The 24,260-nt window shown below is 64.1% G+C and carries 28 protein-coding genes, 1 tRNA gene and 1 pseudogene; 19 read left to right on the forward strand and 11 right to left on the reverse strand.

Going from position 1 to position 24,260, the window contains the following annotated elements; genetic code table 11:
* Positions 1-2: 2 nt before the first annotated feature.
* Genes RPG13_RS23940 through RPG13_RS23950 form a run of 3 tightly spaced genes read left to right on the forward strand, consistent with a single transcriptional unit; the run spans position 3 to position 2,163 of the window.
* Positions 3-644 (forward strand): precorrin-8X methylmutase, encoded by a 642-nt coding sequence (locus RPG13_RS23940; RefSeq protein ID WP_337126159.1) that lies wholly within the window; start codon positions 3-5, stop codon positions 642-644.
* The gene (locus RPG13_RS23945) at positions 641-1,402 is read left to right on the forward strand and encodes a precorrin-2 C(20)-methyltransferase (protein WP_292647670.1); all 762 of its coding nucleotides are present in this window, start codon (positions 641-643) and stop codon (positions 1,400-1,402) included. The genes RPG13_RS23940 and RPG13_RS23945 overlap by 4 nt, the downstream gene beginning before the upstream one ends.
* Positions 1,399-2,163 (forward strand): precorrin-3B C(17)-methyltransferase, encoded by a 765-nt coding sequence (locus RPG13_RS23950; RefSeq protein ID WP_292647667.1) that lies wholly within the window; start codon positions 1,399-1,401, stop codon positions 2,161-2,163. The genes RPG13_RS23945 and RPG13_RS23950 overlap by 4 nt, the downstream gene beginning before the upstream one ends.
* On the opposite strand, the gene RPG13_RS23955 is transcribed toward RPG13_RS23950, so the two are convergent.
* Positions 2,127-2,891, reverse strand: a complete 765-nt coding sequence (locus tag RPG13_RS23955) for a cobalt-precorrin-6A reductase (RefSeq protein ID WP_292647664.1) — start codon at positions 2,889-2,891, stop codon at positions 2,127-2,129. The genes RPG13_RS23950 and RPG13_RS23955 overlap by 37 nt on opposite strands.
* Before the next feature lie 154 nt (positions 2,892-3,045).
* Here RPG13_RS23955 and cbiE point away from each other — a divergent pair, with 154 nt between their 5' ends.
* From cbiE to cobT, 7 genes are read left to right on the forward strand one after another with little or no spacing between them, the layout of a single operon-like run.
* Positions 3,046-4,275 carry a precorrin-6y C5,15-methyltransferase (decarboxylating) subunit CbiE gene (gene cbiE, locus RPG13_RS23960; RefSeq protein ID WP_337126163.1) on the forward strand — a complete coding sequence of 410 codons (1,230 nt, stop codon included), beginning with the start codon at positions 3,046-3,048 and terminating at the stop codon, positions 4,273-4,275.
* Positions 4,272-4,658 carry a cobalamin biosynthesis protein gene (locus RPG13_RS23965; protein WP_337126164.1) on the forward strand — a complete coding sequence of 129 codons (387 nt, stop codon included), beginning with the start codon at positions 4,272-4,274 and terminating at the stop codon, positions 4,656-4,658. The genes cbiE and RPG13_RS23965 overlap by 4 nt, the downstream gene beginning before the upstream one ends.
* Positions 4,655-5,419, forward strand: a complete 765-nt coding sequence (gene cobM, locus RPG13_RS23970) for a precorrin-4 C(11)-methyltransferase (RefSeq protein ID WP_127292306.1) — start codon at positions 4,655-4,657, stop codon at positions 5,417-5,419. Before RPG13_RS23965 ends, cobM begins: the two co-directional genes overlap by 4 nt.
* Before the next feature lie 47 nt (positions 5,420-5,466).
* Entirely contained in the window at positions 5,467-6,234 is a 768-nt protein-coding gene (gene cobA / locus RPG13_RS23975) for a uroporphyrinogen-III C-methyltransferase (protein ID WP_442921352.1), read from the forward strand.
* Complete coding sequence (locus RPG13_RS23980) at positions 6,231-7,544, forward strand: cobyrinate a,c-diamide synthase (protein ID WP_337126167.1); 1,314 nt, start codon at positions 6,231-6,233, stop codon at positions 7,542-7,544. Before cobA ends, RPG13_RS23980 begins: the two co-directional genes overlap by 4 nt.
* The gene (locus RPG13_RS23985) at positions 7,541-8,308 is read left to right on the forward strand and encodes an adenosylcobinamide-GDP ribazoletransferase (RefSeq protein WP_337126168.1); all 768 of its coding nucleotides are present in this window, start codon (positions 7,541-7,543) and stop codon (positions 8,306-8,308) included. Before RPG13_RS23980 ends, RPG13_RS23985 begins: the two co-directional genes overlap by 4 nt.
* Before the next feature lie 24 nt (positions 8,309-8,332).
* The gene (gene cobT / locus RPG13_RS23990; protein WP_337126169.1) at positions 8,333-9,343 is read left to right on the forward strand and encodes a nicotinate-nucleotide--dimethylbenzimidazole phosphoribosyltransferase; all 1,011 of its coding nucleotides are present in this window, start codon (positions 8,333-8,335) and stop codon (positions 9,341-9,343) included.
* A gap of 122 nt (positions 9,344-9,465) precedes the next feature.
* Here the strand turns inward: cobT and RPG13_RS23995 are convergent.
* Both RPG13_RS23995 and RPG13_RS24000 read right to left on the reverse strand, forming a co-directional pair.
* Positions 9,466-9,541, reverse strand: a tRNA-Lys gene (locus RPG13_RS23995).
* A 104-nt stretch (positions 9,542-9,645) separates the two neighbouring features.
* Positions 9,646-10,557: a PhzF family phenazine biosynthesis protein gene (locus RPG13_RS24000; protein WP_337126171.1), complete on the reverse strand. Its 912-nt coding sequence runs from the start codon at positions 10,555-10,557 to the stop codon at positions 9,646-9,648.
* 114 nt (positions 10,558-10,671) lie between these two features.
* Here RPG13_RS24000 and RPG13_RS24005 point away from each other — a divergent pair, with 114 nt between their 5' ends.
* The 4 genes from RPG13_RS24005 (at position 10,672) to RPG13_RS24020 (ending at position 14,359) form a co-directional block, all read left to right on the forward strand.
* Positions 10,672-11,964 carry an efflux RND transporter periplasmic adaptor subunit gene (locus tag RPG13_RS24005; RefSeq protein ID WP_337126172.1) on the forward strand — a complete coding sequence of 431 codons (1,293 nt, stop codon included), beginning with the start codon at positions 10,672-10,674 and terminating at the stop codon, positions 11,962-11,964.
* A 4-nt stretch (positions 11,965-11,968) separates the two neighbouring features.
* Positions 11,969-12,676, forward strand: coding sequence for an ABC transporter ATP-binding protein (locus RPG13_RS24010; RefSeq protein WP_337126174.1), 708 nt, complete (start codon positions 11,969-11,971; stop codon positions 12,674-12,676).
* Positions 12,677-12,773: 97 nt separating this feature from the next.
* The gene (locus RPG13_RS24015) at positions 12,774-13,991 is read left to right on the forward strand and encodes an ABC transporter permease (RefSeq protein WP_337126176.1); all 1,218 of its coding nucleotides are present in this window, start codon (positions 12,774-12,776) and stop codon (positions 13,989-13,991) included.
* Positions 13,992-14,116: 125 nt separating this feature from the next.
* The gene (locus RPG13_RS24020; RefSeq protein ID WP_337126178.1) at positions 14,117-14,359 is read left to right on the forward strand and encodes a hypothetical protein; all 243 of its coding nucleotides are present in this window, start codon (positions 14,117-14,119) and stop codon (positions 14,357-14,359) included.
* 99 nt (positions 14,360-14,458) lie between these two features.
* Here the strand turns inward: RPG13_RS24020 and RPG13_RS24025 are convergent, their stop codons facing one another.
* Together RPG13_RS24025 and RPG13_RS24030 are read right to left on the reverse strand one after the other, a co-directional pair.
* Positions 14,459-15,193, reverse strand: coding sequence for a hypothetical protein (locus tag RPG13_RS24025; RefSeq protein WP_337126180.1), 735 nt, complete (start codon positions 15,191-15,193; stop codon positions 14,459-14,461).
* A gap of 151 nt (positions 15,194-15,344) precedes the next feature.
* Complete coding sequence (locus tag RPG13_RS24030) at positions 15,345-16,457, reverse strand: endonuclease/exonuclease/phosphatase family protein (protein WP_337126182.1); 1,113 nt, start codon at positions 16,455-16,457, stop codon at positions 15,345-15,347.
* A 165-nt stretch (positions 16,458-16,622) separates the two neighbouring features.
* On the opposite strand from RPG13_RS24030, the gene RPG13_RS24035 reads away from it, so the two are divergent.
* Positions 16,623-17,186, forward strand: coding sequence for a BA14K family protein (locus tag RPG13_RS24035; RefSeq protein WP_337126184.1), 564 nt, complete (start codon positions 16,623-16,625; stop codon positions 17,184-17,186).
* A 199-nt stretch (positions 17,187-17,385) separates the two neighbouring features.
* Complete coding sequence (locus tag RPG13_RS24040) at positions 17,386-17,670, forward strand: PilZ domain-containing protein (RefSeq protein ID WP_337126186.1); 285 nt, start codon at positions 17,386-17,388, stop codon at positions 17,668-17,670.
* Between the two features lie 44 nt (positions 17,671-17,714).
* Here the strand turns inward: RPG13_RS24040 and RPG13_RS24045 are convergent, their stop codons facing one another.
* From RPG13_RS24045 to RPG13_RS24055, 3 genes are all read right to left on the reverse strand, one after another.
* Positions 17,715-18,695, reverse strand: coding sequence for a DUF3592 domain-containing protein (locus tag RPG13_RS24045; RefSeq protein ID WP_337126188.1), 981 nt, complete (start codon positions 18,693-18,695; stop codon positions 17,715-17,717).
* 131 nt (positions 18,696-18,826) lie between these two features.
* Complete coding sequence (gene ilvC, locus RPG13_RS24050) at positions 18,827-19,846, reverse strand: ketol-acid reductoisomerase (protein WP_008876557.1); 1,020 nt, start codon at positions 19,844-19,846, stop codon at positions 18,827-18,829.
* Positions 19,847-19,984: 138 nt separating this feature from the next.
* Entirely contained in the window at positions 19,985-20,635 is a 651-nt protein-coding gene (locus RPG13_RS24055) for a TetR/AcrR family transcriptional regulator (RefSeq protein WP_442921393.1), read from the reverse strand.
* A 171-nt stretch (positions 20,636-20,806) separates the two neighbouring features.
* Here RPG13_RS24055 and RPG13_RS24060 point away from each other — a divergent pair, with 171 nt between their 5' ends.
* The gene (locus RPG13_RS24060; protein WP_127292338.1) at positions 20,807-21,235 is read left to right on the forward strand and encodes a DUF1772 domain-containing protein; all 429 of its coding nucleotides are present in this window, start codon (positions 20,807-20,809) and stop codon (positions 21,233-21,235) included.
* Between the two features lie 19 nt (positions 21,236-21,254).
* Here the strand turns inward: RPG13_RS24060 and RPG13_RS24065 are convergent, their stop codons facing one another.
* Positions 21,255-21,713, reverse strand: a complete 459-nt coding sequence (locus tag RPG13_RS24065; RefSeq protein ID WP_292222924.1) for a MarR family winged helix-turn-helix transcriptional regulator — start codon at positions 21,711-21,713, stop codon at positions 21,255-21,257.
* 98 nt (positions 21,714-21,811) lie between these two features.
* Between RPG13_RS24065 and RPG13_RS24070 the strand changes: the two genes are divergently transcribed.
* Positions 21,812-22,573: a glutathione S-transferase family protein gene (locus tag RPG13_RS24070; protein WP_128243768.1), complete on the forward strand. Its 762-nt coding sequence runs from the start codon at positions 21,812-21,814 to the stop codon at positions 22,571-22,573.
* Here RPG13_RS24070 and RPG13_RS24075 read toward each other — a convergent pair.
* A pseudogene (locus RPG13_RS24075) lies at positions 22,536-22,769 on the reverse strand (FAD-dependent oxidoreductase); the annotation flags it as partial. The gene RPG13_RS24070 and the pseudogene RPG13_RS24075 sit on opposite strands and share 38 nt — an antisense overlap.
* Positions 22,770-22,771: 2 nt before the next feature.
* Positions 22,772-23,182, reverse strand: coding sequence for a winged helix-turn-helix transcriptional regulator (locus RPG13_RS24080; RefSeq protein ID WP_095483407.1), 411 nt, complete (start codon positions 23,180-23,182; stop codon positions 22,772-22,774).
* 136 nt (positions 23,183-23,318) lie between these two features.
* Here RPG13_RS24080 and RPG13_RS24085 point away from each other — a divergent pair, with 136 nt between their 5' ends.
* Positions 23,319-24,212 (forward strand): SDR family oxidoreductase, encoded by an 894-nt coding sequence (locus RPG13_RS24085; protein WP_128243767.1) that lies wholly within the window; start codon positions 23,319-23,321, stop codon positions 24,210-24,212.
* Positions 24,213-24,260: the final 48 nt, after the last annotated feature.

Here is a 24,260-nt window from a genome sequence, read left to right on the forward strand (position 1 = left end):
GCATGCCCGCCCACATCGCCTACGACTACATCCATGACGGCACGGCGATCTATGAGCGCTCCTTCGCCATCATTCGTGCCGAGGCCGACCTGTCGCGGTTTTCCGATGCCGAAGCCGATGTCGCCATTCGCATGATCCATGCCTGCGGACAGGTCGAGGCCAGCAGGCACTTCGTTTTTTCCGAGGATTTTGTAGCCGCCGCGCGCACGGCGCTGGCGGCCGGCGCGCCGATCTTCTGCGATGCGGAAATGGTCTCGCATGGCGTGACGCGCGCCCGGTTGCCGGCCGGTAACGAGGTGATTTGCACGCTGCGCGACCCGCAAACTTCAGACATCGCGAAAAAGATCGGCAACACCCGCTCGGCCGCGGCCATCGACTTGTGGGGCGAACGCATGGCAGGTTCGGTCGTCGCCATCGGCAATGCGCCGACAGCACTTTTCTACCTGCTGGAAAGGCTGCGCGACGGCGCGCCAAAGCCGGCTGTTATCATCGGCATGCCGGTCGGTTTCGTCGGTGCTGCCGAATCGAAGGACGCGCTGGCCGAGAATTCCTATGGCGTTCCCTACGCCACCGTGCGCGGCAGGCTGGGCGGCAGCGCCATAACCGCCGCAGCACTCAACGCACTGGCGAGGCCGGGTCTGTGAACGCGATGGCGAAAGGCAGGCTTGTCGGCGTCGGCACCGGTCCCGGCGACCCCGAACTGTTGACGCTCAAGGCCATGCGCGCGCTGGCCGAGGCCGACGTGGTTGCGCACTTCGCCAAGCGCGGCAACAACAGCAATGCGCGCGCCATCGTCGGCGCATATTTTCGTCCTGATTTGATTGAATTGCCGCTGCTCTATCCCGTGACCACCGAAATCGACAAGGATCATAGCGATTACCGGTCGCAGATAACCGATTTCTACGAGGAGTCGGCCGAAAAGGTCGCCGAGCATCTCAGCGCCGGCAGAATGGTCGCGGTGCTTTCGGAAGGCGACCCGCTTTTCTACGGCTCCTACATGCATCTGCATGTCAGGCTGGCGCACCGCTTCCCGACAGAGGTTATTCCCGGTGTCACCGCGATGTCCGGTTGCTGGTCGGCGACAGGCCTGCCGATCGTCCAAGGCGATGATGTGCTGACAGTGCTGCCGGGCACAATGAGCGAATTCGAGTTGACGCGCCGCCTCGCCGATACCGATGCTGCCGTCATCATGAAAGTTGGCCGCAACCTGCCCAAGATCAGACGCGCGCTTGAGGCGACCGGCAAGCTGGCGCGTGCCGTCTATGTCGAGCGCGGCACCATGCCGGGCGGCACCTCGATGCGGCTGGCCGACAAGCAGGACGACAACGCGCCCTACTTCGCGATCGTGCTGGTGGCCGGCTGGTCCGGCCGCCCCGAAGCATTGGTGGAGGCCGGGGCATGAGCGGCCGCCTGACCGTCATCGGCCTCGGGCCCGGCAATGCCGACCAGGTGACGCCGGAAGCGAGCCGCGCCGTCGCCGAGTCGAAATTCTTCTATGGCTACAAGCCCTATCTCGACCGCCTCGACCTACGCCCCGACCAGACCCGCGTCGCCTCTGATAATCGTGAGGAGCTGTCCCGCGCCAACGACGCGCTGAAAAAGGCTGCGCAAGGCCACGATGTCGCCGTCGTCTCGGGCGGCGACCCTGGCGTCTTTGCGATGGCAGCGGCCGTCTGCGAGGCGATCGAGGCCGGCCCGGCCGAATGGCGCGCCGTCGACGTGGCGATGCTGCCCGGCATCACCGCAATGCTCGCCGTCGCGGCCCGCATCGGCGCGCCGCTCGGCCACGATTTCTGCGCCATCTCACTGTCTGACAATCTGAAGCCATGGGAGCTGATTGAGCTGCGCCTGCTGGCGGCGGCCGGCGCCGGCTTCGTCATCGCGCTCTACAATCCGATCAGCAAGGCGCGTCCCTGGCAGCTTGGCCGCGCCTTCGAATGCCTCACAGCGATTCTGCCCGGCACCACGCCGGTCGTCTTCGGCCGCGCCGCCGGCCGTCCCGACGAGCGCATCGAGGTGTTTTTGCTGGCGGACGCCGACGCGGAAAAGGCCGATATGGCGACCTGCATCATCATCGGCTCGCCGGAAACCAGGATCATCAAACGCGGCGACCGGCCAGCGCTGGTCTACACGCCGCGCTCCGCATCGGGCTCCAGAAAATGATCGACCATCGCTGCAAGCGCTTCGACGGTTTCAGCCGACGTAACATCCGGCAGCGCCGGCCGGCGGATCATGATCACCTCGATGCCGAGCGTCCGCGCCGCCGCGATCTTGCCATAGGTCGCCTCGCCGCCGCTGTTCTTGGACACGACGACGTCGATGCGATGGCTTTCGAGCAGCGCGCGCTCATCCGCCTCGCGAAACGGGCCGCGCGCCAGGAGATAGGTCGCATCGGGTACCGCAAGCCTCGGCTCGACCGGATCGACGCTGCGGATAAGATAGTGATGCTGGGGCGCTGCCTCGAAGGCGGCGACCTCCTGCCGCCCGAGCGCCAGGAAGGCACGGCGCGGTACAGCGCCCAGCACCTTCACCGCGTCGGTTACTCTATCGACCAGCGTCCAGCGGTCGCCTTCGGCTGGCTCCCAGCCTGGGCGCCAGAGCGCAATGATCGGCACACCGGCCTCATGCGCCGCTTCCGCCGCATTGGCGGAGATCTGCGCCGCATAGGGATGCGTGGCGTCGATCAGCAGGCCGACATCGGTCTCGCGGAGATACGCCGCCAGCCCATCGGCGCCGCCGAAACCACCCACCCTCGTCGGAACGCCTTGCGCCACCGGGCTTTCAGTGCGGCCGGCCAGCGACAGCGTGAGCGACACATCCAGGCGCGCGGCCAGCTTTCCCGCCAGTTGCCGGGCTTCGGTGGTTCCGCCGAGGATCAGAATGCGCTTCATTGGCACCACAATCGACCACGCCGAGCAGCCCCTCACCCTTACCCTCTCCCCGTGAAGGACGGGGAGAGGGGGACGCCAGCGTTGCGGCCAGTTCCCTTCTCCCCGTCACTATACGGGGAGAAGGTGCCGGCAGGCGGATGAGGGGCGGCGCGGCATGTCAAATAATAAACAGCCAACACCCAAATGGCTCACAATCGTCGGCATCGGCGAGGACGGTGTAGCGGGTCTCGGCGACGAGGCCAAGCGGTTGATAGCCGAGGCTGAATTCGTGTTCGGCGGCGCGCGTCACCTTGCCCTTGTCGGGTCACTCGCCAAAGGTGAAGCACACGCCTGGTCGACCCCTTTCGATGCCGAGATGCGCGACGTGCTGGCACTTGTGGGCAAAAAGGTCTGCGTATTGGCCTCCGGCGATCCGTTCTTCCATGGTGTCGGCGTCACCCTTGCTCGCAAGGTTCCTCCCGAAGAGACGCGTGTGATCCCTGCGCCTTCGGCCATGTCGCTGGCGGCCGCCCGTCTCGGCTGGGCGCTGCAGGATATCGAGACCATTTCGCTGCATGGCCGCTCGCTCGACCTGGTCCGGCCGCTGCTGCATCCGGGCACCCGCATCCTTGCGCTGACCTCGGACGGCGATGCGCCGGCAGCGATTGCTCGCCTGCTGACCGAACTCGACTTCGGCGCCTCACGGCTGACAATCCTGGAGGCGCTGGGCGGCCCGAACGAAAGGCTGCGCTCGGTTCGAGCCGACGCCTTCGACCTCGAAAAGATCAATCCGCTCAACGTGCTGGCAATCGAAGTTGACTCAACTTTAGAGGCACGCATCCTGCCGCTGGCTTCAGGCCTTGCAGACCATTTATTCGAGCATGACGGCCAGATCACCAAGCGCGAGATCCGCGCCATCACCCTGTCCGCCCTCGCCCCCAGGCGCGGCGAGTTGTTGTGGGACATCGGCGCCGGCTCGGGCTCAATTGGCATCGAATGGATGCTGGCCCATCCCTCGCTGCGCGCCATTGCTATCGAGGCCGATCCGGTCCGCGCCGCCCGCATCGGCCGCAATGCATTACACTGTGGCGTGCCCGACCTTGTCGTGGTCGAAGGCTCGGCACCGAAGGCACTTGCCAAACTAGGCACGCCCGATGCGATCTTCATCGGCGGCGGCGGCAGCGATACCGGCATGCTGGGCGCGGCCATCAAGGCTCTACGCATTGGCGGCCGGCTGGTCGCCAATGCGGTGACGCTGGAGATGGAGGCGCTGCTTCTCGCCCGTCACGCCGCGCTCGGCGGCGATCTCACCCGCATTTCTATATCCCGTGCTTCGCCGGTAGGCTCGATGCAGGCCTGGCGGCCGGCCATGCCGGTCATCCAATGGAGCTGGGTCAAGCCATGATGGTCGCGGGCATCGGCAGCCGCAAGGGCGTCAGCGCAAGGGATGTGCTTGCCGTCATTGAAACCGCGCTGGAAGCGCACGGGCTGGCGATGACGGCGCTTTCGGCGCTCGCAACTGCTTCTCTGAAGCAGAACGAGCGGGCAATCTTCTCTGCCGGGCGCGAGCTCGCCCTGCCCGTGATCATTGTCGAGGACGATGCGCTCAAGGCCGCGTCGTCGCGCGCAATCAGCCGCTCAAGCCTCTCACAGGCGCACGCCGGCACGCCGTCGGTTTCCGAAGCCTCCGCGCTTGCCGCCGCCGGAAAAGACGCGAAACTGCTTGGGCCGCGCATTGTGCTTGGCCCGGTCACCTGCGCCATCGCCATAAGCGGAGATGCGGCATGACCGTCCATTTCATCGGCGCTGGACCGGGTGCCGCCGATCTCATCACTTTGCGCGGCAGCAGGCTGCTGGCAAGCTGCCCGGTCTGCCTCTATGCCGGCTCGATCGTCGCCCCGGAACTGCTGCAGCACTGCGCGCCTGGCACGAAGTTGATAGACACCGCGCCGATGTCGCTCGACGAGATCGAGACCGCATATCTCGATGCCCACGAGGCCGGCCATGATGTCGCCCGCCTGCATTCCGGTGATCTCTCGGTGTGGAGCGCCGTCGCCGAGCAGATCCGCCGGCTGGAGAAGCACGGCATCGCCTACACGCTGACGCCGGGCGTGCCTTCCTTCGCCGCCGCCGCGGCAGCGCTGCGCCGCGAACTGACCATTCCCGAGGTCGCGCAGAGCCTGGTGCTGACCCGTATCTCCGGCCGTGCGTCAAAAATGCCGCCCGGCGAAACCCTGGCCGGTTTCGGCCGCACTGGTGCGACGCTGGCCATTCATCTTGCCATCCACGCCATCGACCGCGTCGTCGCCGAACTGACGCCATTCTATGGCGCCGATTGCCCGGTGGCGGTCGTCTTCCGCGCCTCCTGGCCGGACGAGCGCGTGCTGACCGGCACGCTGGCGACGATCGAGGCGCAGTTGGCCGCCGATCCGATGGAACGCACGGCGATCATCTTCGTCGGCCGCTCGCTGGCAGCCGAAGGCTTTGGCGAGAGTTCACTTTACGACGCCCACTATCAGCGGCGTTTTCGCGGACGGGACGGATTGTGAACGACGGCACCAGAAACAGAAGTGGAAACGCTTCAGTCGAACAGGCTTTGGCCCGGCTGAACTTCAAACCGCGCCAGCTGGAGCCGGGCCATGTCTGGCTCGCCGGCGCCGGCCCCGGCGATCCCGGCTGCCTGACGCTGGAAGTGCTGGCGGCACTTGGGCAGTGCGATGCCCTCGTCTACGACGCGCTAGTCTCGCCCGATGTCGTCGCTGTCGCCGAGGCCGCGGAGCTTTTCTACGCCGGCAAGCGCGGCGGCCAACCGTCGATGAAGCAGGACGACATCACCGCTTTGCTGGTGCGGCTGGCGCGCGAGGGCCGGCGCGTCGTCCGTCTGAAGGGCGGTGATCCCTATATTTTCGGACGTGGCGGCGAAGAGGCGCTGGCGCTTGCCCGCGAAAACATCCCGTTCCGCGTCCTGTCCGGCCTCACCTCGGGCCTCAGCGCGCTTGCCGGTGCCGGCATCCCCGCCACCATGCGCGGCATCAACAAGGCGGTGATCCTGGCGACCGGCCACGCCGCCGGCACCGATGACGACCTCGACTGGGCGGCAATCGCCCGCACCGGCCAGCCGGTCGTCGTCTATATGGGTATGGCCAATCTGCCGCTGATCGCCGGCGCGCTGCTCGAGGGTGGGCTGGCGCCGTCGACGCCGGCGGCGGTGATTGTTGCCGCAACAACGCCGCAGGAGCGCATCGTTGTCGCCACGCTCGCCACCATCGCCGAGGAAGCGGCTGCAGCCGGGTTGACCTCACCGGCGCTGATCGTCGTCGGCGGCATCGTTGCGATGCGCGCGGCATTGGCGGGCGAGCCATGACCCGCGCGATCATCATCGGCGCGCCGCGCTCTGGTTCGGGCAAGACCAGCGTCACCATCGGTATCCTGCGCGCGCTCGCCCGGCGCGGCCTTAAAGTGCGCGGCGCCAAATCCGGGCCGGACTATATCGATCCAGGCTTCCACACCGCCGCGACAGGCCTTTCCGGCGTCAATCTCGACAGCTGGGCGATGCCGCCTGCGTTGCTCAACGCGCTGGCCGGTGACGCGACTAAAGATGCCGATTTCGTCTTCCTGGAAAGCGCGATGGGCCTGTTCGACGGCATTCCCGCTGCTCCGGGCCGCACCGGCTCGGCCGCAGATCTTGCCCGGCTCTATGGCCTGCCAGTGCTGCTGGTGCTCGACGTTTCCGGGCAGTCGACCACGGCGGCGGCCGTTGCCAAGGGTTTTGCTACCTATGACCCCGACGTGCGCATGGCCGGCGTCGTGCTCAACCGGCTGGGCAGTGAGCGTCACCGGCGGCTTTGCAGCGATGCCATCGAGGCGCTCGGCCTGCCAGTCGTCGGCGCCATATTGCGCGACCCGGCGCTAAACCTGCCGGAGCGCCATCTTGGCCTCGTCCAGGCCGGCGAATATGAGAATTTGATGGCGCATCTCGACCGCCTGGCCGACATGGTCGAACGCTCGCTCGACCTCGACGCTATCATGGCGCTGGCGGCGCCATTCGCGCCTGCATCGGGCAGTTTCGGCGATGCGGTGCCGCCGCCCGGCCAGCGCATCGCATTGGCGCAGGACGCCGCCTTCACTTTCCTCTATCCACATGTCGCCACGCATTGGCGCAAGGCCGGGGCGGAAATCATTCCCTTCTCGCCGTTCGCCGACCAAGCGCCCAGCGACAGTTGCGATGTCTGCTGGCTGCCCGGCGGCTATCCCGAGCTGCATGCCGGCCGCCTCGCGGCGGCTGCGAATTTCAGGGCCGGCATGGAAGCGTTTTCCGCAACACGGCCGGTGCACGGCGAGTGCGGCGGCTTCATGGTGCTCGGCGAGGCGCTGGAGGATGCATCGGGCGAGACGCACAGGATGCTCGGCCTGCTCGGTCACTCGACCAGCTTTGCCAAACGGAAGATGAATCTCGGCTACCGCGAGGCGCGGCTGCGGGCCGATTGCCCGCTGGGAGCCCAAGGCACGCTGATCCGCGGCCATGAATTCCACTATGCGCAGATGACCGCGACCGGCAATGACGAACCGCTGGCCGACCTCGCTGATGGCCAGGGCAATCCGCTCGGCGCCTCCGGCTATCGGCGCGGCCATGTCAGCGGCACGTTCTTCCATGCCATTGCGAGAGGCGAATGACGGTCGTCCCCTCACCCCGGCAAGCCCTCGACGACATCGCGCTCTGCCTCGTCTTCTTCACGCGGCTGCCGCTGCCGGTCGTCGATTTTCGGGACCGCAGCCTTGCGGCTGCGATCTGGGCAGCGCCCGTCGCGGGCCTCGCCGTCGCTCTGATTGGCGCGTTGGTCTACGCGGTCGGGACCTGGCTCGGCCTTGCCGCCGGCCCGGCAGCGGCACTTGCCCTTGCCGCAACCTTGCTCGCCACCGGCTGCATACACGAAGACGGGCTTTCGGATGTCGCCGACGGTTTTGGCGGCGGCAAGACGCGCGAGAAAAAACTGGAGATCATGCGCGACAGCCGTATTGGCGCCTATGGCGCCTGCGCGCTCGGCATCTCGCTGCTAATCCGCTGGAGCGTGCTTTCGGGTTTCGCTGGCCCCGTCTACGTGTTCTTGGCCCTCATCGCCGCGCATGCCGCTTCGCGCGGCTTGTTCGGCGCTTTCATGCATCTATTGCCGGCAGCTCGCAGCGACGGGCTCTCGGCCGACGCAGGCATGGTGTCGGCCGAAACCGCCATTGCCGGTGCCGTGCTCGGCGCCGTGGCGCTGCTGGCGCTAGGGTTCGGTGGCGCGGTCGCCGCGCTCATCCTGCTCGGCCTGTTGTTTGCCGCCTTCCGCGAGCTGTGCCGCAACCAGATCGGCGGCCAGACCGGCGATACGGTCGGCGCCCTGCAGCAGTCTGGCGAAATCGCAGTCCTGCTCGTCGCTTCCGTTTGCCTTTCCTGACTCTGTTTCGGAGACTTTGCCCCCATGCCTTTCAAATCGCTCGATGAACTGCGCGCGACCTGCCTCGATCTGCCTGCGGGCAGCGACGCCGCGGCCAGTGCCGTTGCCCGCCGCCAGGACACGCTGACCAAGCCGCAAGGCAGTCTTGGCCGATTGGAGAGCATCGCCGCCTGGCTGGCCCGCTGGCAGGGCCGCGACATGCCGCAGCTCGACCGCGTCAAAGTCTTCGTATTCGCCGGCAACCACGGCGTCACCGCACAGGGCGTGTCGGCCTTCCCGTCGGAGGTCACCGTGCAGATGGTGGCGAATTTCGCCGGCGGCGGTGCCGCCATCAACCAACTCGCCCGCATCGCCGGTGCGGAACTCAATGTCATTCCGCTCGATCTCGATCATCCAACCGGCGATTTCACGCAAGTGCCGGCGATGAACGACGAGGCCTTCCTCGCCGCCGTTGCGGCCGGCTACGGCGCGGTGACGAAAGACCTCGACCTCGTCTGCTTCGGCGAGATGGGCATTGGCAACACCACGCCGGCCGCAGCCATTTCGGCCGGCCTTTTCGGCGGCGGCGCAGAAAAATGGACCGGGCGCGGCACCGGCGTCGACGATGCCGGCCTCGTGCGCAAGATCACCGCCATCGAGGCCGGCCTCAAGCGCCACGTCGAGGCCCTTGCCGACCCCCTGAAGATCGCGGCAGTGCTTGGCGGACGCGAGCTCGCCGCCATTTTCGGCGCCACGCTGGCCGCGCGCCATTTAGGCGTGCCGGTGTTGCTCGACGGCTTCGTCTGCACTGCCGCCGCCGCACCGCTGGCAAAATTGCACCCCGCCGGCCTCGCCCACACGCTCGCCGCGCATGTCTCGGCCGAATCCGGCCATCGCCGCCTGCTCGAAGCGCTCGGCCTGCCGCCGCTGCTCGATCTCGGCATGCGGCTCGGCGAAGGCTCCGGCGCATGTCTCGCCGTCAACATCGTCCGCTCGGCACTCGAATGCCATGCCCGCATGGCAAGTTTTGCCGAGGCTGGTGTTTCGGAGCAGTAAATGTTCGCAAACTCGTGAGAGGCGACACACGCATCGGCTCGACACGGGGCGTGAGACGGCATTTTACCGCCTCACGTTCTCACCCTGCTTCAGGGTCTTGCCACCTAAGTCTTTGAAATCTTTGGTGGGTGCGACAGGGATCGAACCTGTGACCCGCTGATTAAGAGTCAGCTGCTCTACCAACTGAGCTACGCACCCACTCGCCGGTAAAACCAGCGTCGGCGGGCATATAGCCGCCGCCATCCGCCATGTCCAGCCCTGCTGGATTCATTTCCCGACAAATCGCCTCGAGCCGATCGCGATCAGACAAACAACCGGCCTTCCGCCACCTTGACGGCATGGCCGCCGATGCGGGCGGCGGCGAGTTTGTCGCCTTCGACAGTCAGTTCGAGGCGGATGTGCGAAGGCCGGCCCATCTCCAGCCCTTGCTCGATCCATCGCTGGGAAACACCCTCTCTCGGGCCGTCGTAGTGCATGATCGCGCCGGCAAAGGCCGCCGCTGCCGAACCGGTTGCCGGATCTTCATAGGAAGGATTGCCCGGCACGATCATGCGGACATGGAAGGCGCTGTCGTGGTTCACCGTCTCGCGGCAGTAGACATACGGGCTGGCGAAGGCCCATTCGCTCTTGCGGGGTGCCAATTCCGACCACGCCTGGTTGTCCAGCCTTATCCGGGCCGCCGCCTCCAGATCGGCGACCGGAATGGTCACATAGGGCACGCCGGCCGACCAGAACGAGACGCGGTGATTCTCGAAGCCGATTTCGTGCGGCCCCAGGCCAAGTGCCGCCCCGATCGCCTCCGGGTCGGCGGACAATTCCAGCTGCTCCGGCAGTTTGGCCAGGTCGAACTCGGCAAAGATGGCGCCATCATGCTTACTGACGGCGCAGCGCACCGGGCCGATGTTCTCTTCCAGGACAAAGATACCGGCGGTGTCGCCATCGCCAGCCATTTCGGCAAGCGCGATCGCGGAGCCGACGGTCGGATGGCCGGCGAACGGCATTTCGTAATCGGGCGTGAAGATGCGGATGCGGGCGCGGTGCTTGGGATTATCAGGCGGCAGCACGAAGACCGTTTCCGACAGGTTGAACTCGCGTGCGATGGCCTGCATCGCGGTCGTGCCCAGCCCCTTGCTGTCCAGCACGACGGCCAGCGGATTGCCGGCCAGCCGCTCGGTCGTGAACACGTCGTAAAGTAAGTAATTCCGGGTCAGCATTGTAGAAAGCCTTCTGCCTCAATCCCAACATGGGCGAAATTTAATTTGATATTTGAACCATTAGGCCTGATCTGTGCACTGATTGGGACATCACTGATATTATAGGGGTCCGGCGTGGACCAGATTGTCAATCTGCCAAAAGTGGAATCCGCTTCCACCATCGAGACGGCGCTCGGGCTTGACCACCAGGGTCTGAAGAAGAAACGGCGTCGCTTCTGGCTCTATGGCCTGCTTGCGCTATTCGTCGTCGCGGCTGGCATCGCCGGCTCCCAATGGTATGCCGCGTCTCCCGCCAAGATCGACTATACCACGGCGCCGGCCGCTGTCGCCGACCTCACGGTCGAGGTGTCGGCCACCGGCACGCTGCAGCCCCTCACCCAGGTCGACATTTCGAGCGAACTGTCCGGCGTCGTCCGCTCGGTCGCGGTCAACGAGAACCAGCAGGTGAAGAAGGGCGACGTGCTGGCGGCGCTCGACACGGCCAAGCTGGAGGTGCAGATCGAGCGCGCCGAGGCTTCCGCCAAGGCGGCGGCCGCCAATGTCGAGGACGCCACCGTAACCCTCACCGAAAACGAAAGAGCGCTTGTGCGCGCGGCGGCACTGACCAAGCGCGGCATGGCGACGGACCAATCGCTTGAAGCGGCAACCGCCACGCGCGATCGCTCCAGGGCAGCGCTCGACAGCGCCAAAGCCAATCTTGCCATCGCCAATGCCGATCTCAAGGCGCAGCAGACGGACTTCGCCAAAAGCACCATCTATGCGCCCATCGACGGCATCGTTCTGACGCGCTCGGTCGATCCCGGCCAGACGGTTGCCTCCTCGCTGCAGGCGCCGGTGCTGTTCGTCATCGCCGCCGATCTCAGGAACATGGAACTGAAGGCAGCGGTCGATGAGGCCGACATCGGCGCGGTCAAGCCCGGCCAGCATGCCCGCTTCACCGTCGACGCCTTTCCGGAACGGCCGTTCGATGCCGAGATCCGCGACATATCCTATGCTTCGGTCACCACCGACGGCGTCGTCACCTACGACGCGCGGTTCGAGGTCGACAACAACGAGCTTCTGTTGCGGCCCGGCATGACTGCCACCGTTTCGGTCGTCACCAAGCAGGCAAAAGGCGTGCTCACCGTACCGTCGACGGCTTTCCGTTACCGGCCGGCGCAAACAGCCGCCCGCGCGTGGAGCCTGAGCGACCTGTTCACGGGCCGTATGGGCCGTCCGGGCGGCAACCGCCAGCGCCAGGCGACAGCGCAGCCTACCGATGGCTCGCGCACGCTCTACGTGCTCGAGAATGGCCGGCCTCGGCCCGTCAACGTCAAGATCGGCTCCACCGATGGCGAATTGACCGAGATCACCTCCGGCCTCGAAGAAGGTGCGCAAGTCATCACCGCCGCTCAGCAGCGGAGCTGAGACCATGGCGGCGGGCGCGACCCTCATCACCTTCGACAAGGTCTGGAAAAGCTATGGCCAGGGTGAGGCCACGGTCCATGCGCTGGCTGGCGTCGATCTTGCCATCCGCAGCAGCGAATTCGTCGCCATCATGGGTCCGTCCGGCTCGGGCAAGTCGACGGCGATGAACATCATCGGCTGCCTCGACACGCCGACCGCCGGAACCTACAGCTTCATGGGCATCGACGCTGGCCGTCTCGACCGCAACCGCCGCGCCATGCTGCGCAATCTCTATGTCGGCTTCGTCTTCCAGGGCTACAATCTCCTGCCGCGCACTACGGCGGTGGAGAATGTCGAGCTGCCGCTGATCTATCGCGGCGTCGCCGCCCGCGAGCGTCACGACCTCGCCATGAAAGCGCTGACCGAGGTCGGCCTTGTCGGCCGCGAGCATCATACGCCGGCCGAACTCTCCGGTGGCCAGCAGCAGCGCGTGGCGATCGCACGCGCCATCGTCACCAGGCCGACCCTGCTTGTCGCCGACGAGCCGACCGGCAATCTCGATACCGCCCGCACCCACGAGATCATGGAACTCTTGACCAGGCTGAACACTGAGCTTGGCCTCACCATCGCCTTGGTCACGCATGAGGCCGATGTCGCCGGTTATGCCGAGCGCACGATTCGCTTCCTCGACGGCCACGTCGCCTCCGACACGATCAATCTCGAGGTAGCGTAGCCATGATCCTGAAAAGTGGAATCCGGTTTTCGGAAGAGATCATGGCTAAACAAAAAGATAGAGCCCCATCCCGGTTCTATCGGGATGGATCAGGCTCATGATCTGGGAAACCGTCCGCCTCTCGCTGCTGTCCGTGCGCCGCAACGTGCTGCGCTCGTTCCTGACGCTGCTCGGCATCGTCATCGGCGTCGCCGCCGTCATCGCCATGCTCACTATCGGCTCGGGCACCACCGAGAAGGTAAAAGCCGATATCTCCAAGCTCGGCAGCAATCTGCTCGTCGTCCGTTCCGGCCGCCCGGCCGGGCCCGGCGGGCCGGGAGGGCTCGATCAGGTGGTCCGTCCGCTTGCCGAAAAGGATCTTGCAGCGCTCGTCACCCATCTGAGCGGCGCCCGCGCCATTTCGCCGGCCTCGCAAAAGCAGGTCCGCGTCATCTTCGGCACCGAAAGCCTGACATCGGGTGTCACCGGCACCGATAGCGCCTATCTCGATGCGCGCGACTGGAAGCTGGTTTCGGGCCGCCCGTTCAGCGATTCGGAGACCCGCTCGGGCACCGGCGTCTGCCTGATCGGCGAAACGGTGCGCCAGCAGTTCTTTGGCGCCGGCGACCCCGAAGGCGAGATCATTCGCGTCAATCGCACATCCTGCAAGATCATCGGCCTGCTCGAGCCGAAGGGCTATACCGGCTTCGGCCAGGACCAGGACAACGTCGTGCTGATGCCGCTCGCCGCCTATCAGCGACGCATCGCCGGCAACCGCGACATCGAGTCGATCTACGTCGCCGCCGACGACAGGACGCCGACCACCGATCTGCTGCCGCGCGTCGAGGACATCTTGCGCGACACACGCCGCATCACGCCCGACCGTGAGGACGATTTCTCCATCCGCGACATGACCCAGATCGCCGATGCCATGGCGAGCGCCACCACGACGATGACCGGCATGCTGGGCGCGGTCGCCGGCGTCAGCCTGCTCGTCGGCGGCATCGGCATCATGAACATCATGCTGGTGTCGGTCACCGAACGCACCCGCGAGATCGGCATAAGGCTGGCCATCGGTGCGCATGAAAAGCACATCCTCATCCAGTTCTTGGTCGAGGCGACCGTGCTGTCGCTGCTCGGCGGCATTATCGGCATCCTGATCGGCTTGGCGCTGGCCGGCCTCGCCTCGCTGACGCTGGCCATCCCGTTTGCGCCAAGCCCGGCGGTCATCCTGCTCGCTGTCGGATTCTCGGCGCTGATCGGCATGGTGTTCGGTTTCTTCCCAGCGCTGCGCGGCGCACGGCTCGATCCGATCGACGCGCTGAGGCATGAATAGCGCCGCGCAGCGTGCGCCGCCTTCAGACGTCCCCCGAAATTTTTGCGCTGCCCTAGCCCTACCCTCTGTCGCCATACAGTCCGCGATGATAGCAATCGCCTTGGGGACGTGGGGGGAATAATAGGATGAGCAAGAAAGAGCGGGTGATTTTGGTGACGGTGATCGTCGAGGCCGCATTGGCGGGGCTCTGGTGGTACTTGGCCAGCTATGGCATGGCCAACCCCGATCATGTCACCGCCGATTTCCAGCAGGTTGTCGGTCAGACGATGGGAACGGCGATGGGTGCGCTGCTCGGTGTCGGCTTCATGCTGTTTTTCGTCGCCGCCCGCAACGACCGCAAAACCATCGAAAACAAAATGCGTCGTTAGAGCGACGTGCGTCCACTTGGACGCACAAAGTACGCTCTAACACTTTGAACCTGCGCATCGTGCTTTCCGAAAATCGATTCCGATTTTCGGGCCGATGCGTTAGCCCCTGTCGGCAAAATATCCCTTGTCGGCAAAATGCCACTCGATCAGTGGCTTCATGTGCGGCATCAGCCCGTCCGGCAGGTCATCGGCATTGCGGATGATGACAGGCGCTTCGATTTCCGGTTCGGCCTCGGCCGCGACAAAGGCGCTGATGCGCCGCGCGATCTCGTCAGCGGATGCCGTCTCGCGATAGCGGCGAAAGATCACCGTGCCGCTTGCCGTCGATAGGGCGTAATAACGCTTGCCGCGTGTTACGCCGGCAAGATCGAGGCCGGTTTCTTCCCGAACCTCGCGGATCATGTTGAAGTCGACATCGACAAGGCCGTCGCGGAAATCGGTTGGTTCGAATGAGCCGGCGGCGAAGTAGACGCGGCCGGCATTGACCGTGTGCGACGCCATGCGGATCGCCACCAGCGCATTGTCGCCGGCGACCAGCATTGCATGGGCATAGGCGTGCTCGGCCCCAGCCACCTGCCGATTGCCGCGCCAAAGCATGAAGGTCGAGTAGCGCACCGCATGGCAGCGGCCGACAAGGCTGTTGTCGCGATAGCTGAGCGCCGAAAGCAGCACCACGGTGCCGTCGAACAACGCCGGATTGGCCGCGATCTCACGGCCCCAGTTCTCGGCGATCGCTTGCGCATTGTCGCGTTCGAACGGATGCGGGCCGGGGTCGAGCCTGACATCGACGGCGTCGACCGGCAGGATGACGTTGCGCGGCAGGTCGAAGGTCATCTTACTCTGAGGTGTGTTGAGATTCAGGTCAGGCCGAGCCGAAAATGGTGGTTTCCGAGAACCGGAGCGGAGCGTACTTTTGGGTACGTGAGCACCGGAAGCGCAGGAAGCCGCCGTTTGCAGGCCGGCATCACCTGAATATCAACACACCTCAGGCCATGTCCAGGGTGATCGCCACCGGGCAATGGTCGGACGCCTTCGGTCGGTCCCAGCCGGCACGCGGAAAGCGGTCCACCTCCTGGCCCGCCGGAAAAATCGTGCGCCAGGGCTGGCCGTTGCGGATGATGTCGGGAACGGCCGTCGCATTCTTGCCGGCCAGGGCCTTCGACAACAGGATGTAGTCGAGCTGGCACAGATGCCGCTCTTCCGGCCCGCGCGTGTGATAGAAGGTCCAGCGATCCATCTCCGGCCGCCGCTCGACCGCATTCTCGCAAAAGCCGCCGGCGGTGAGCACGTTGAGGCAGGACTGGCTCTCGTTGACCACCTCGAAGCGGTAGCCGTCAAAGGCGTCGCCGGAGACCTTCACGCGCTGCCGATAATCGTTCATGTCGCCGCAGATCGCCCAATGCTTGTCGGCAGCGTGATCCCCACCGAAACGCTCCTCGATGATCCGGCGCACGGCTTGCGCCTCGGCGATGCGCAGCGGCATCGTCGCCTCGCGCCCGTCGAGACCGTTGCGGGGCGAGCCCATAGACTTGAAATGCACCAGATAGAGCGTCAGCGGCACGCCACCGATAGTCAGGTCGATTTCCAGGCAGTCGCGCCGGAAGATGCGCTGGTTGGCCTGGTGCCCAAGTGTCGCCAGTTCCGGCGTGTGCAGGCCGAACTGCTCGAACGTGACATAGGCGTGGCTTGTCATGCGCACGAATTCTATCGGCTGGCCTTGCGCCGTCTCGTTGCGCATCATCACGGCGACGTCGATGCCGCGCGAATCGTTGCCGGCGGTGGTGTATTTCTGCCGGTAGCCATGCCCGACCATCTTGAACAGATAGCCGTATTCGAAAGCCTTCAGCGCCTCGATATTGTCGACCTCCTGCATGCAGATGATGTCGGCGCGAGTGGCCGCAATAGCCAGCGCCGTCAATTGCCGCGTATCGTCGGATTGCGCGATCGCCCGCGCCTGCTCCAGCATCTTGTATTCTGCCTCGCTCTGGATGTCGAAGAGCGCCAGCGTGCGATCTTCGTTGAGCTGGTTGCGGTATCCGGAAAAATCGAACCTGTTCATCAGGTTTTCGACATTGAAGGTGGCGAGGCGCAGCGACATGGCGGTGACCTTTGCCCGCAAGCGCGCCCGAAAACAAGAGCCTGACCTGCCCGCTATGGTTGACGGAACCTTTCCGTTCATCCTCCGTTCAGGCGAGAGGTTGCATGAATGATGTTCTTCCCTGGGTATTCTGGGCGTGGGGCCTGAAATCTCTTGGAGAGTGCAATGAACTCGCTCTTTTCTTCCACGGTCAAATCCGGGCTGATAGCCTTGGGTCTCATCTCCGGCATCACCGTGCCGTCCGCCGCCGGCCCGATCATGCAGCCGGATATTTCGGTGCCCGCCAGCACCGTTGCACCGACAATCACGCCTGTCCGCGACAGCTGGGCGGGCGGCAATGACCGGCGCCTCAACAACTGGCAATGGCGTCGCCATGACGGCCGCCGTTTCTCAAGGTCGGGCAATTGGGACCGCGGTAACTGGCACCGTAGACACTGGAATGGCGGGGATGACTGGCGTTGGCGTCATCATCGCCGCCATTACCGCGGCCGCTACTACGATGATGGCGCGGGCGCCGCGATTCTTGGCTTGGGCCTGGGGCTCGGCCTTGGCAGCATGTACAACAACTACAACTACTACGATGCGCCGCCACCGCGCCGCTATTATCGTGCAGGGTCGAGCGCTCACGTCCGGTGGTGCTATAATCGTTACCGCTCGTATCGCGCCTGGGACAACACATTCCAGCCCTATGGCGGTCCCCGTCGGCAGTGCTGGTCGCCTTACAGCTGATCGACTGAAGCATTCCAGACGGCGCCGCGCCCCGTTCGCGGCGCCGTTTTTCATCTGCCACGTCTTCTCCTGTTGTCCGGCCGGGACACCGCGACATCGTTTTCGCCGCCGATGATAACGCTATGTTTATCAGGCAGGCCTAATTATCTTGCCGATCGCACCAGATGAAATGCGACGATCGTCGGGGATTGGGCGCGCGATGGCTGAAGACGAACACAGGGACCAACGTAGGCAGCGCGTCTTCAAGGGCGCGACAATCCTGACCGGCATGACCAATTCCGAGGTCACATGCACGGTGCGCAACATGCATGAAGGCGGCGCCGAACTGAAGGTCTCGATCGACGCTCGCGTGCCCGACGAGTTCCTGCTTTATGTACCGACCGACGGCATCGCCTACAAGGCAGCGGTCCGCTGGCGCCGCGAGGACCGCATCGGCGTCATGTTCACCGGCACTGCGCCAAAGCCTCACTGGCACTACGGCTAATCCCTGCCCTCTAAGCAACCGACGAATTTAGAGGAGAGAACCTCCTAGACTACCCCGACGAGCAGTGCGGCCCCGGCAAGGAAGGCAGAGGCGGAGATCCACAGGACCCAAAGCCCTCGCACCCTGCATTCGAGAACGGCCGCAGCGGGATTGGCGGGATCGTAGTGGACCTCGACCTTGTCACCCTGGAGGTAGCGCTCAGATTGACCGCTGACGAGGCTTGGCAGCGAGGCCGTCACGTTCGAGCCGAAAGCGACGCGATCGGCGGCATAGCGCTGGCCGACGACGCTATAGCTGTAGACGACGCGGGATTTGAAGACCGTTCGCCAAGGCCGATACCCACCGCCCTCGAACCTGTCGCGGATCTGGAAATTCTGCAGGCCCGAAGCGTCGATGCGTCCGGTGGTGACAGGCCATCTGGCCGCCCGTTCCGCGAGCGACTTCTGGGCAAAGCCCATGCGCAGGATAAACAACCCCATGACAAGCAGCAGGACCCCCGCGCCAAGATTCTGCGGCCTGGGCAAATGCGGCCCGATTGCCTCAAGAAGGCCGCCGACGGAGAAGACCAATACAAGGGCGCCAATCACCAGCCCCGCCGAAAGTTGGACCATGAACTTGAGGGCGCCGTCGGGCATGGTGCGCTCGATCACGGCCTTGGCCGGATCGAACGGGTTATAGAAAACGGTTACGTCAGCTCCTTTGGGAAACCGCACAAGGGTTTCGGCAACGGCAAAATTTCCGAGATTCTCCTGCACGCTGTAGCGCGAACTGCGGAATGTTTTCCCGCCGACCTTGTACTCGAAGGTGATCGCCGGAAAGTTTCGAGTCTCGGTTGAACCTCTGCGTTCCGAGCCGGATCCCGAACTGGTCACCTCGCGAGCCTCCACTCGTGACGAGACGATCTTTCCAGCTGCCGGAAGCCAGCGGCGGACCGCTCGCACCTCTTTCCACTTCAACAACGTGACAAGGGCGAACATGCCGGCGACCGCGCAGGCAGACCCGATCAACAAAAATTTGAGTTCCAAAATTGCCCCCTCGGCAAGGCGTGCCGTGCCAGCACACGCATACCACGGTGAGAACAACGCGCCTGTCATATTCGTGGAAGAGCCGGCGGATCGCTCCGCCGGCTCTTCCTACGCAAAGATGAAATTGCGAATTAATTCTTGGCCTTGTCGACCAGCTTGTTCTTCGAAATCCACGGCATCATCGCACGCAGCTTGGCGCCGACTTCCTCGATCTGGTGGCTGTCATTGTTGCGGCGGATGCCCTTGAAGCGCGACATGCCGGCGCGGTATTCCTGCATCCATTCCGAGGTGAACTTGCCGGTCTGGATATCCTTCAGCACGCGCTTCATCTCGGCCTTGGTGTCGGCGGTGATGATGCGCGGACCCGAAACATATTCGCCCCATTCGGCGGTGTTCGAGATCGAGTAGTTCATGTTGGCGATGCCGCCTTCATAGATCAGGTCGACGATCAGCTTGACCTCGTGCAGACATTCGAAATAGGCCATCTCAGGCGCGTAGCCGGCTTCCACCAGCGTCTCGAAACCGGCACGGATCAGTTCGACCAGACCGCCGCACAGCACAACCTGCTCGCCGAACAGGTCGGTCTCGCATTCCTCGCGGAAATTGGTCTCGATGATGCCCGAACGGCCGCCACCGACGCCGCAGGCATAGGACAAAGCCAAATCGAGCGCGTTGCCCGAAGCGTCCTGGTTGACGGCGACCAGGCACGGCACGCCGCCGCCCTTCTGGTATTCGCCGCGCACGGTGTGGCCGGGTCCCTTAGGCGCGATCATGACGACGTCGACCGAGGCCTTCGGCTCGATCAGGCCGAAGTGCACGTTGAGGCCGTGGGCGAAAGCGATCGCCGCGCCGTCGCGGATGTTCGGCGCGATCTCGTTTTTGTAGATGTCGGCCTGCAATTCGTCCGGCGTCGCCATCATCATCAGGTCGGCCCACTTGGCGGCGTCCGCCACGCTCATCACCTTGAGCCCGTCGGCCTCGACCTTCTTGGCGGTCGCCGAGCCGGCCTTGAGGCCGATGGCGATGTCCTTGGCGCCGGAATCCTTGAGATTGAGCGCATGCGCCCTGCCCTGGCTGCCATACCCGATGATGGCGACCTTTTTGCCCTTGATCAGGTTGAGATCGGCGTCGCGATCGTAATAGACACGCATTTTTCTTCCTTCCCGTTTTTGAATTCAGAGCATGATGCCGAAAAGTGTGAAGCGGTTTTCGGACGACATCATGCTCTATCTCTTTGATTTAGAGCCAGATTCCGATTTCAGGTCGACTTGACCTGAAATCATCCGGCTCTAGAGGCCTTGCGGCCCGGTTTTTGCTCCGTAGAGAGCGAGAAACTGCTGCGTCGCCCGGACGGCATCGCCGCCGATCGCCGCATCAGTCATTTCCAGCCGGTCGCCGAGCAGAAGGCGAATCTGCACGTCACGGGCGACCAGCCCGAAAAAGGTGCGGAATGCCGCTTCGGCATCCGAGAACTCGAGAAGCCCGGCCTGCTGGCCTGCTTCCAGCACCGGCTTCAGGCGCCTGGCCAGCGCGAAGCGGCCGTTCTCCAGCACGATGGCGCCGAGATCGTCCTTGCCGGATCCGGCGTGACTGACCGCGACGCGGTTGAGCGCGATCGAGGTGTCGCTCGAAATCACCTTGAGCCAGTCCGAAGCGAAGCGTTCGAGGCTCGCCGTCAGCGAGGCAAGGTCAAGCCCCTTGCGGTCGACCAGCACCACACGCACCTTGGACGCCTGCCATTGCACCGTTGCCGTCAAAAGCCCGTCGCGATCGCCGAACCATTTGTAGAGCGTTTCCTTGGAACAGCTCGCCCGCCGCGCCACGGCGGTCATGGTCAACTGATCGCCCTCCTCGACCAGCAGGCGAAGGGCAGCGTCGAGCACAGCTTTCTGCCGCTCCGTCAGCGCTTCGCTGGTGTCGATGTCGGCGCTTGCCTGCAACAAACTCTTTTCCTGCTCGAAGACGGCGGCATTCACTCAGAGGCTAGTACCGTACGTTACGGTTCGGCACTTCTATGGCGTATTGTCCGAGCCGGTGCAAGCCCCTATCTCCATTTTGACGCCTTCCAAAAAGGACAGCCCTTACGGAGAACGGCGTATCACGGAGGGAAGATGCTCATCGGCCTGCTCGCCTTGACCGTTACCGCCGCTTTCGCCGGCGCCGCCATCTATGTCAGCGTCGCCGAGCAGCCGGCGCGGCTTCGCCTCGATGACCGGGCGTTGCTGCAGGAATGGCAGCCTTCCTACAAGCGCGGCGCCGCAATGCAGGCGTCGATCGCCGTGGTCGCCTGTGTTCTTGGTGTCGTTGCCTGGTGGCAGACCGGCAGTCTCGCCTATCTGGTCGGGGCGGTGCTGATCATCCTACCCTGGCCATGGACGCTGATCGCAATGATGCCGACAAACCGATTGCTGGAGGCGATGGACGCGGCTGCCACCAATCCGCGGGCCAGGGAATTGATCATCAAATGGGGCAATCTGCATCTGGTTCGCGTCATGCTTGGCGTGCTGGCGGCACTGGCATTCCTCTGGGGCAGTATCTGAGGTCGCGCCAACGGCCACATCACTCCAGGGCGGCTGGATGGCGCAGCCGCCCAAGCAGAGCCGACAAGGTTTCCAGGTCATCGTTGGAAAGCCTGGCACCGACCAGCTCCACGATCGATCGTCCGTAGACGGCCCACATGCGGCGGCGCGTCTCGCGCCCCTTGCCCGTAATGCGGATAGTCTGTCCTCGCCCGTCATCGGCAACCCTGAGCTTCTCGACCAGCCCGTCCGCTTCGAGCCGCGCCAGCAGCCGGGAGATGTTGTATTGCGCAAACAGTGTGCGCTCGATCAGCTGGAATGGCCGCAACCCACCCTCACCCGCTTCGGCTAGCTCATGCAGCACGTCGTACCAGGCAAGCGGCGGTAAGCTGCTGTCCTTCAGCGCGTCTTCGGCTCTTTCCACCAGCTGGCGCGAAACGCGCATCAGGCGCGCCCAGGCCTTGATGGCCGCGGGCGAAGGATTGGTTTTCTCCGTCATGATTGCAGCATAGGCGATAGATGCAACTGCATCAAGCTTGCCAGTGGATGCAAATGCATCTATATAGATGCAACTGCATTGATAGCGGAGGTGCTACCATGAAACATGAAATCTGCAAGATCGCCGACATCCCGGAGACGGGCAGCCTGGTGGCCGACAAGCTCGTTCTCGTCAGCCACCACCTTTGTCCCTATGTGCAGCGCGCGGCGATCTCGCTCGCCGAAAAGGACGTGCCGTTCGAACGCCTCACCATCGATCTTGCCAACAAGCCGGCCTGGTTCAAGGCGATATCGCCGCTCGGCAAAGTGCCGCTGCTGCGCGTGCAGCAGAATGGCGAAGAAACGGTGATTTTCGAGTCGGCGGTCATCCTCGAATTCCTCGAGGAAACGCAACGGTCCCCGCTTCATCCTGCCGATCCGCTGGCCCGCGCCCGCCATCGCGCCTGGATCGAGTTCGGCTCGGCCATCCTCAACGCCATCGGTCGACTCTATTCCGCACCGACCGCGGCCACCTTCCTGGCCGAAAGCGAAGGTCTGTCGGCAATGTTTGGTCGTCTCGAAGCGGAACTGGCGACTGGCCGAGCTGGACCATGGTTCGCCGGCGAGCGCTTTTCACTGGTCGATGCTGTCTATGGACCAATCTTCCGCTATTTCGACGCCTTCGATCGGATCGGCGATTTCGGCATCCTGAACGGAAAGCCGCTTGTCGAGGCCTGGCGGAAGGGATTGCACGAACGCAAGTCGGTGAAGAACGCCGTCACCCCGGATTATCCACAGCGCCTTCATGCATTCCTGCAAGCGAGGGGTTCACATCTTTCGACCATCATCCGCCGCACCGAAGCGGCCACTGCGCTTTTTTGATCCCGATCCGCCTGAACGGATCGACCACGGTTCCAGCCACCATCGAGGCAAGGATGTTTGGCGCCGGCGGGATTTTTGCCACTGACGCCACCAGCCTGTCGCGGACGAACGGCATCACGGTCGAATCCGACTGGTAGAACGGCGTCAGCATCAGCGACAGCGCCTGAAAGACCCGGACGTGCCACCGCCGCGCCTGGGTTAGGCCTCGGTAGCGTCGAAGGCGTTCCGCGCGGCGCGCACAGCGCCATGATTGAGCTCGGCCCACTGGAGCAGCTGGTGCAGCGGCCCGAACATCGAGCGTCCGAGATCGGTCAGACTGTATTCGACGCTCGGCGGCTTGGTCGGGAATACCTCACGATGGACGTAGCCGTCGCGCTGCAAATCGTGCAGCGTCTGGGTGAGCATGCGCTGTGAAATGTCAGGCACCAGCCGCCGCAATTCGCCGAACCGGTACGGCTTCTCCGCCAGCGCCATCATCAGCAGCGAACTCCATTTGTTGCTGATGCCCTGGATCACGTCGCGGACCGGACAGTCCGCAATGTTGCCCCCGCCGCTGCCCGCTTTATAGATCTCGAGCTTCGATCTCAGACTGACGATCTTGCTGTCCATCGCTGGTTCCCTACGCCTGCCTACCTCCCGCAAAACTGCCTTCTTTACGGGGGTCGGTCAATTCCTATTTTAGTGCTGGTCTCTTTTTGAGACTCATATAAGCACCCGCCGCTCCGGCGCAACGACAGGACCTCCCATGACCGAAACCCTTCTCGTCACCGGCGCTTCCGGCCAGCTTGGCCGCGCCGTCATCCATCATCTGCTGGACACGCTCAAGGTGGCGCCTGCGCGCATCATCGCCACCACACGCAACCCGGAAAATCTCGCCGAGCTGGCGGCGCGTGGCGTCGTCATCAGAGCCGCCGACTTCGACGACACGGCGTCGCTGGCCAGCGCATTCAAGGGCGCCGACAGGGCTCTGATCATCTCGACCGGCGAAATCGACCTGCTTCACGGCAAGCGGCTGAAGCAGCATCAGAACGCGGTCACTGCAGCCAAGCAGGCTGGCGTTTCGCACCTGCTCTACACCTCGATGCCCAACCCGGAGCCGGGATCGCCGGTGCTGTTTGCGGGCGATCACTACGGCACCGAACAGGCGATCAAGGCGAGCGGCATCCCCTACACGATCTTCCGCAACGGCTGGTATCAGGAGAACCTGTTCATGTCGCTGCCACACGCTATTGCCTCAGGGCAGTGGTACACATCGGCGGCCGACGGCCGCATCGCCCATGGCGCTCGCGACGACATGGCCGCGGCGATCGCCGCCGGCCTCGCTTCCGGCGCGACCGAAAGCACGACGTACACGCTGACCGGCCCGCAGGCCTATACGGTCGCCGAGATCGCAGCCCTGGTGACCGACGTCACCGGCAAGCCCCTCGAGGTTGTCCAGCTTTCGGACGAAGCGCTCACCGAAGGGCTGAAGGCGGCAGGCGTTCCCGAAGGCTTCGCCCCCATCATCACTTCCTTCGACACCAACACGCGCTCCGGTCGGATCGCCATGGTGACCGACGCGGTCGAGACGCTTTCAGGCAAAAAGCCGCAATCGCTGAAAAATTTCATCGAGGCGAACAAGGCAGCTTTGGCTGGCTGACCGCGGAGGTTGCGACAAAGGCCGTGCCCTTCGACAGGGCACGGCCTT

This window comes from Mesorhizobium sp. ISC15 (assembly GCF_037162615.1).
Classification (GTDB): Bacteria; Pseudomonadota; Alphaproteobacteria; order Rhizobiales; family Rhizobiaceae; genus Mesorhizobium; species Mesorhizobium mediterraneum.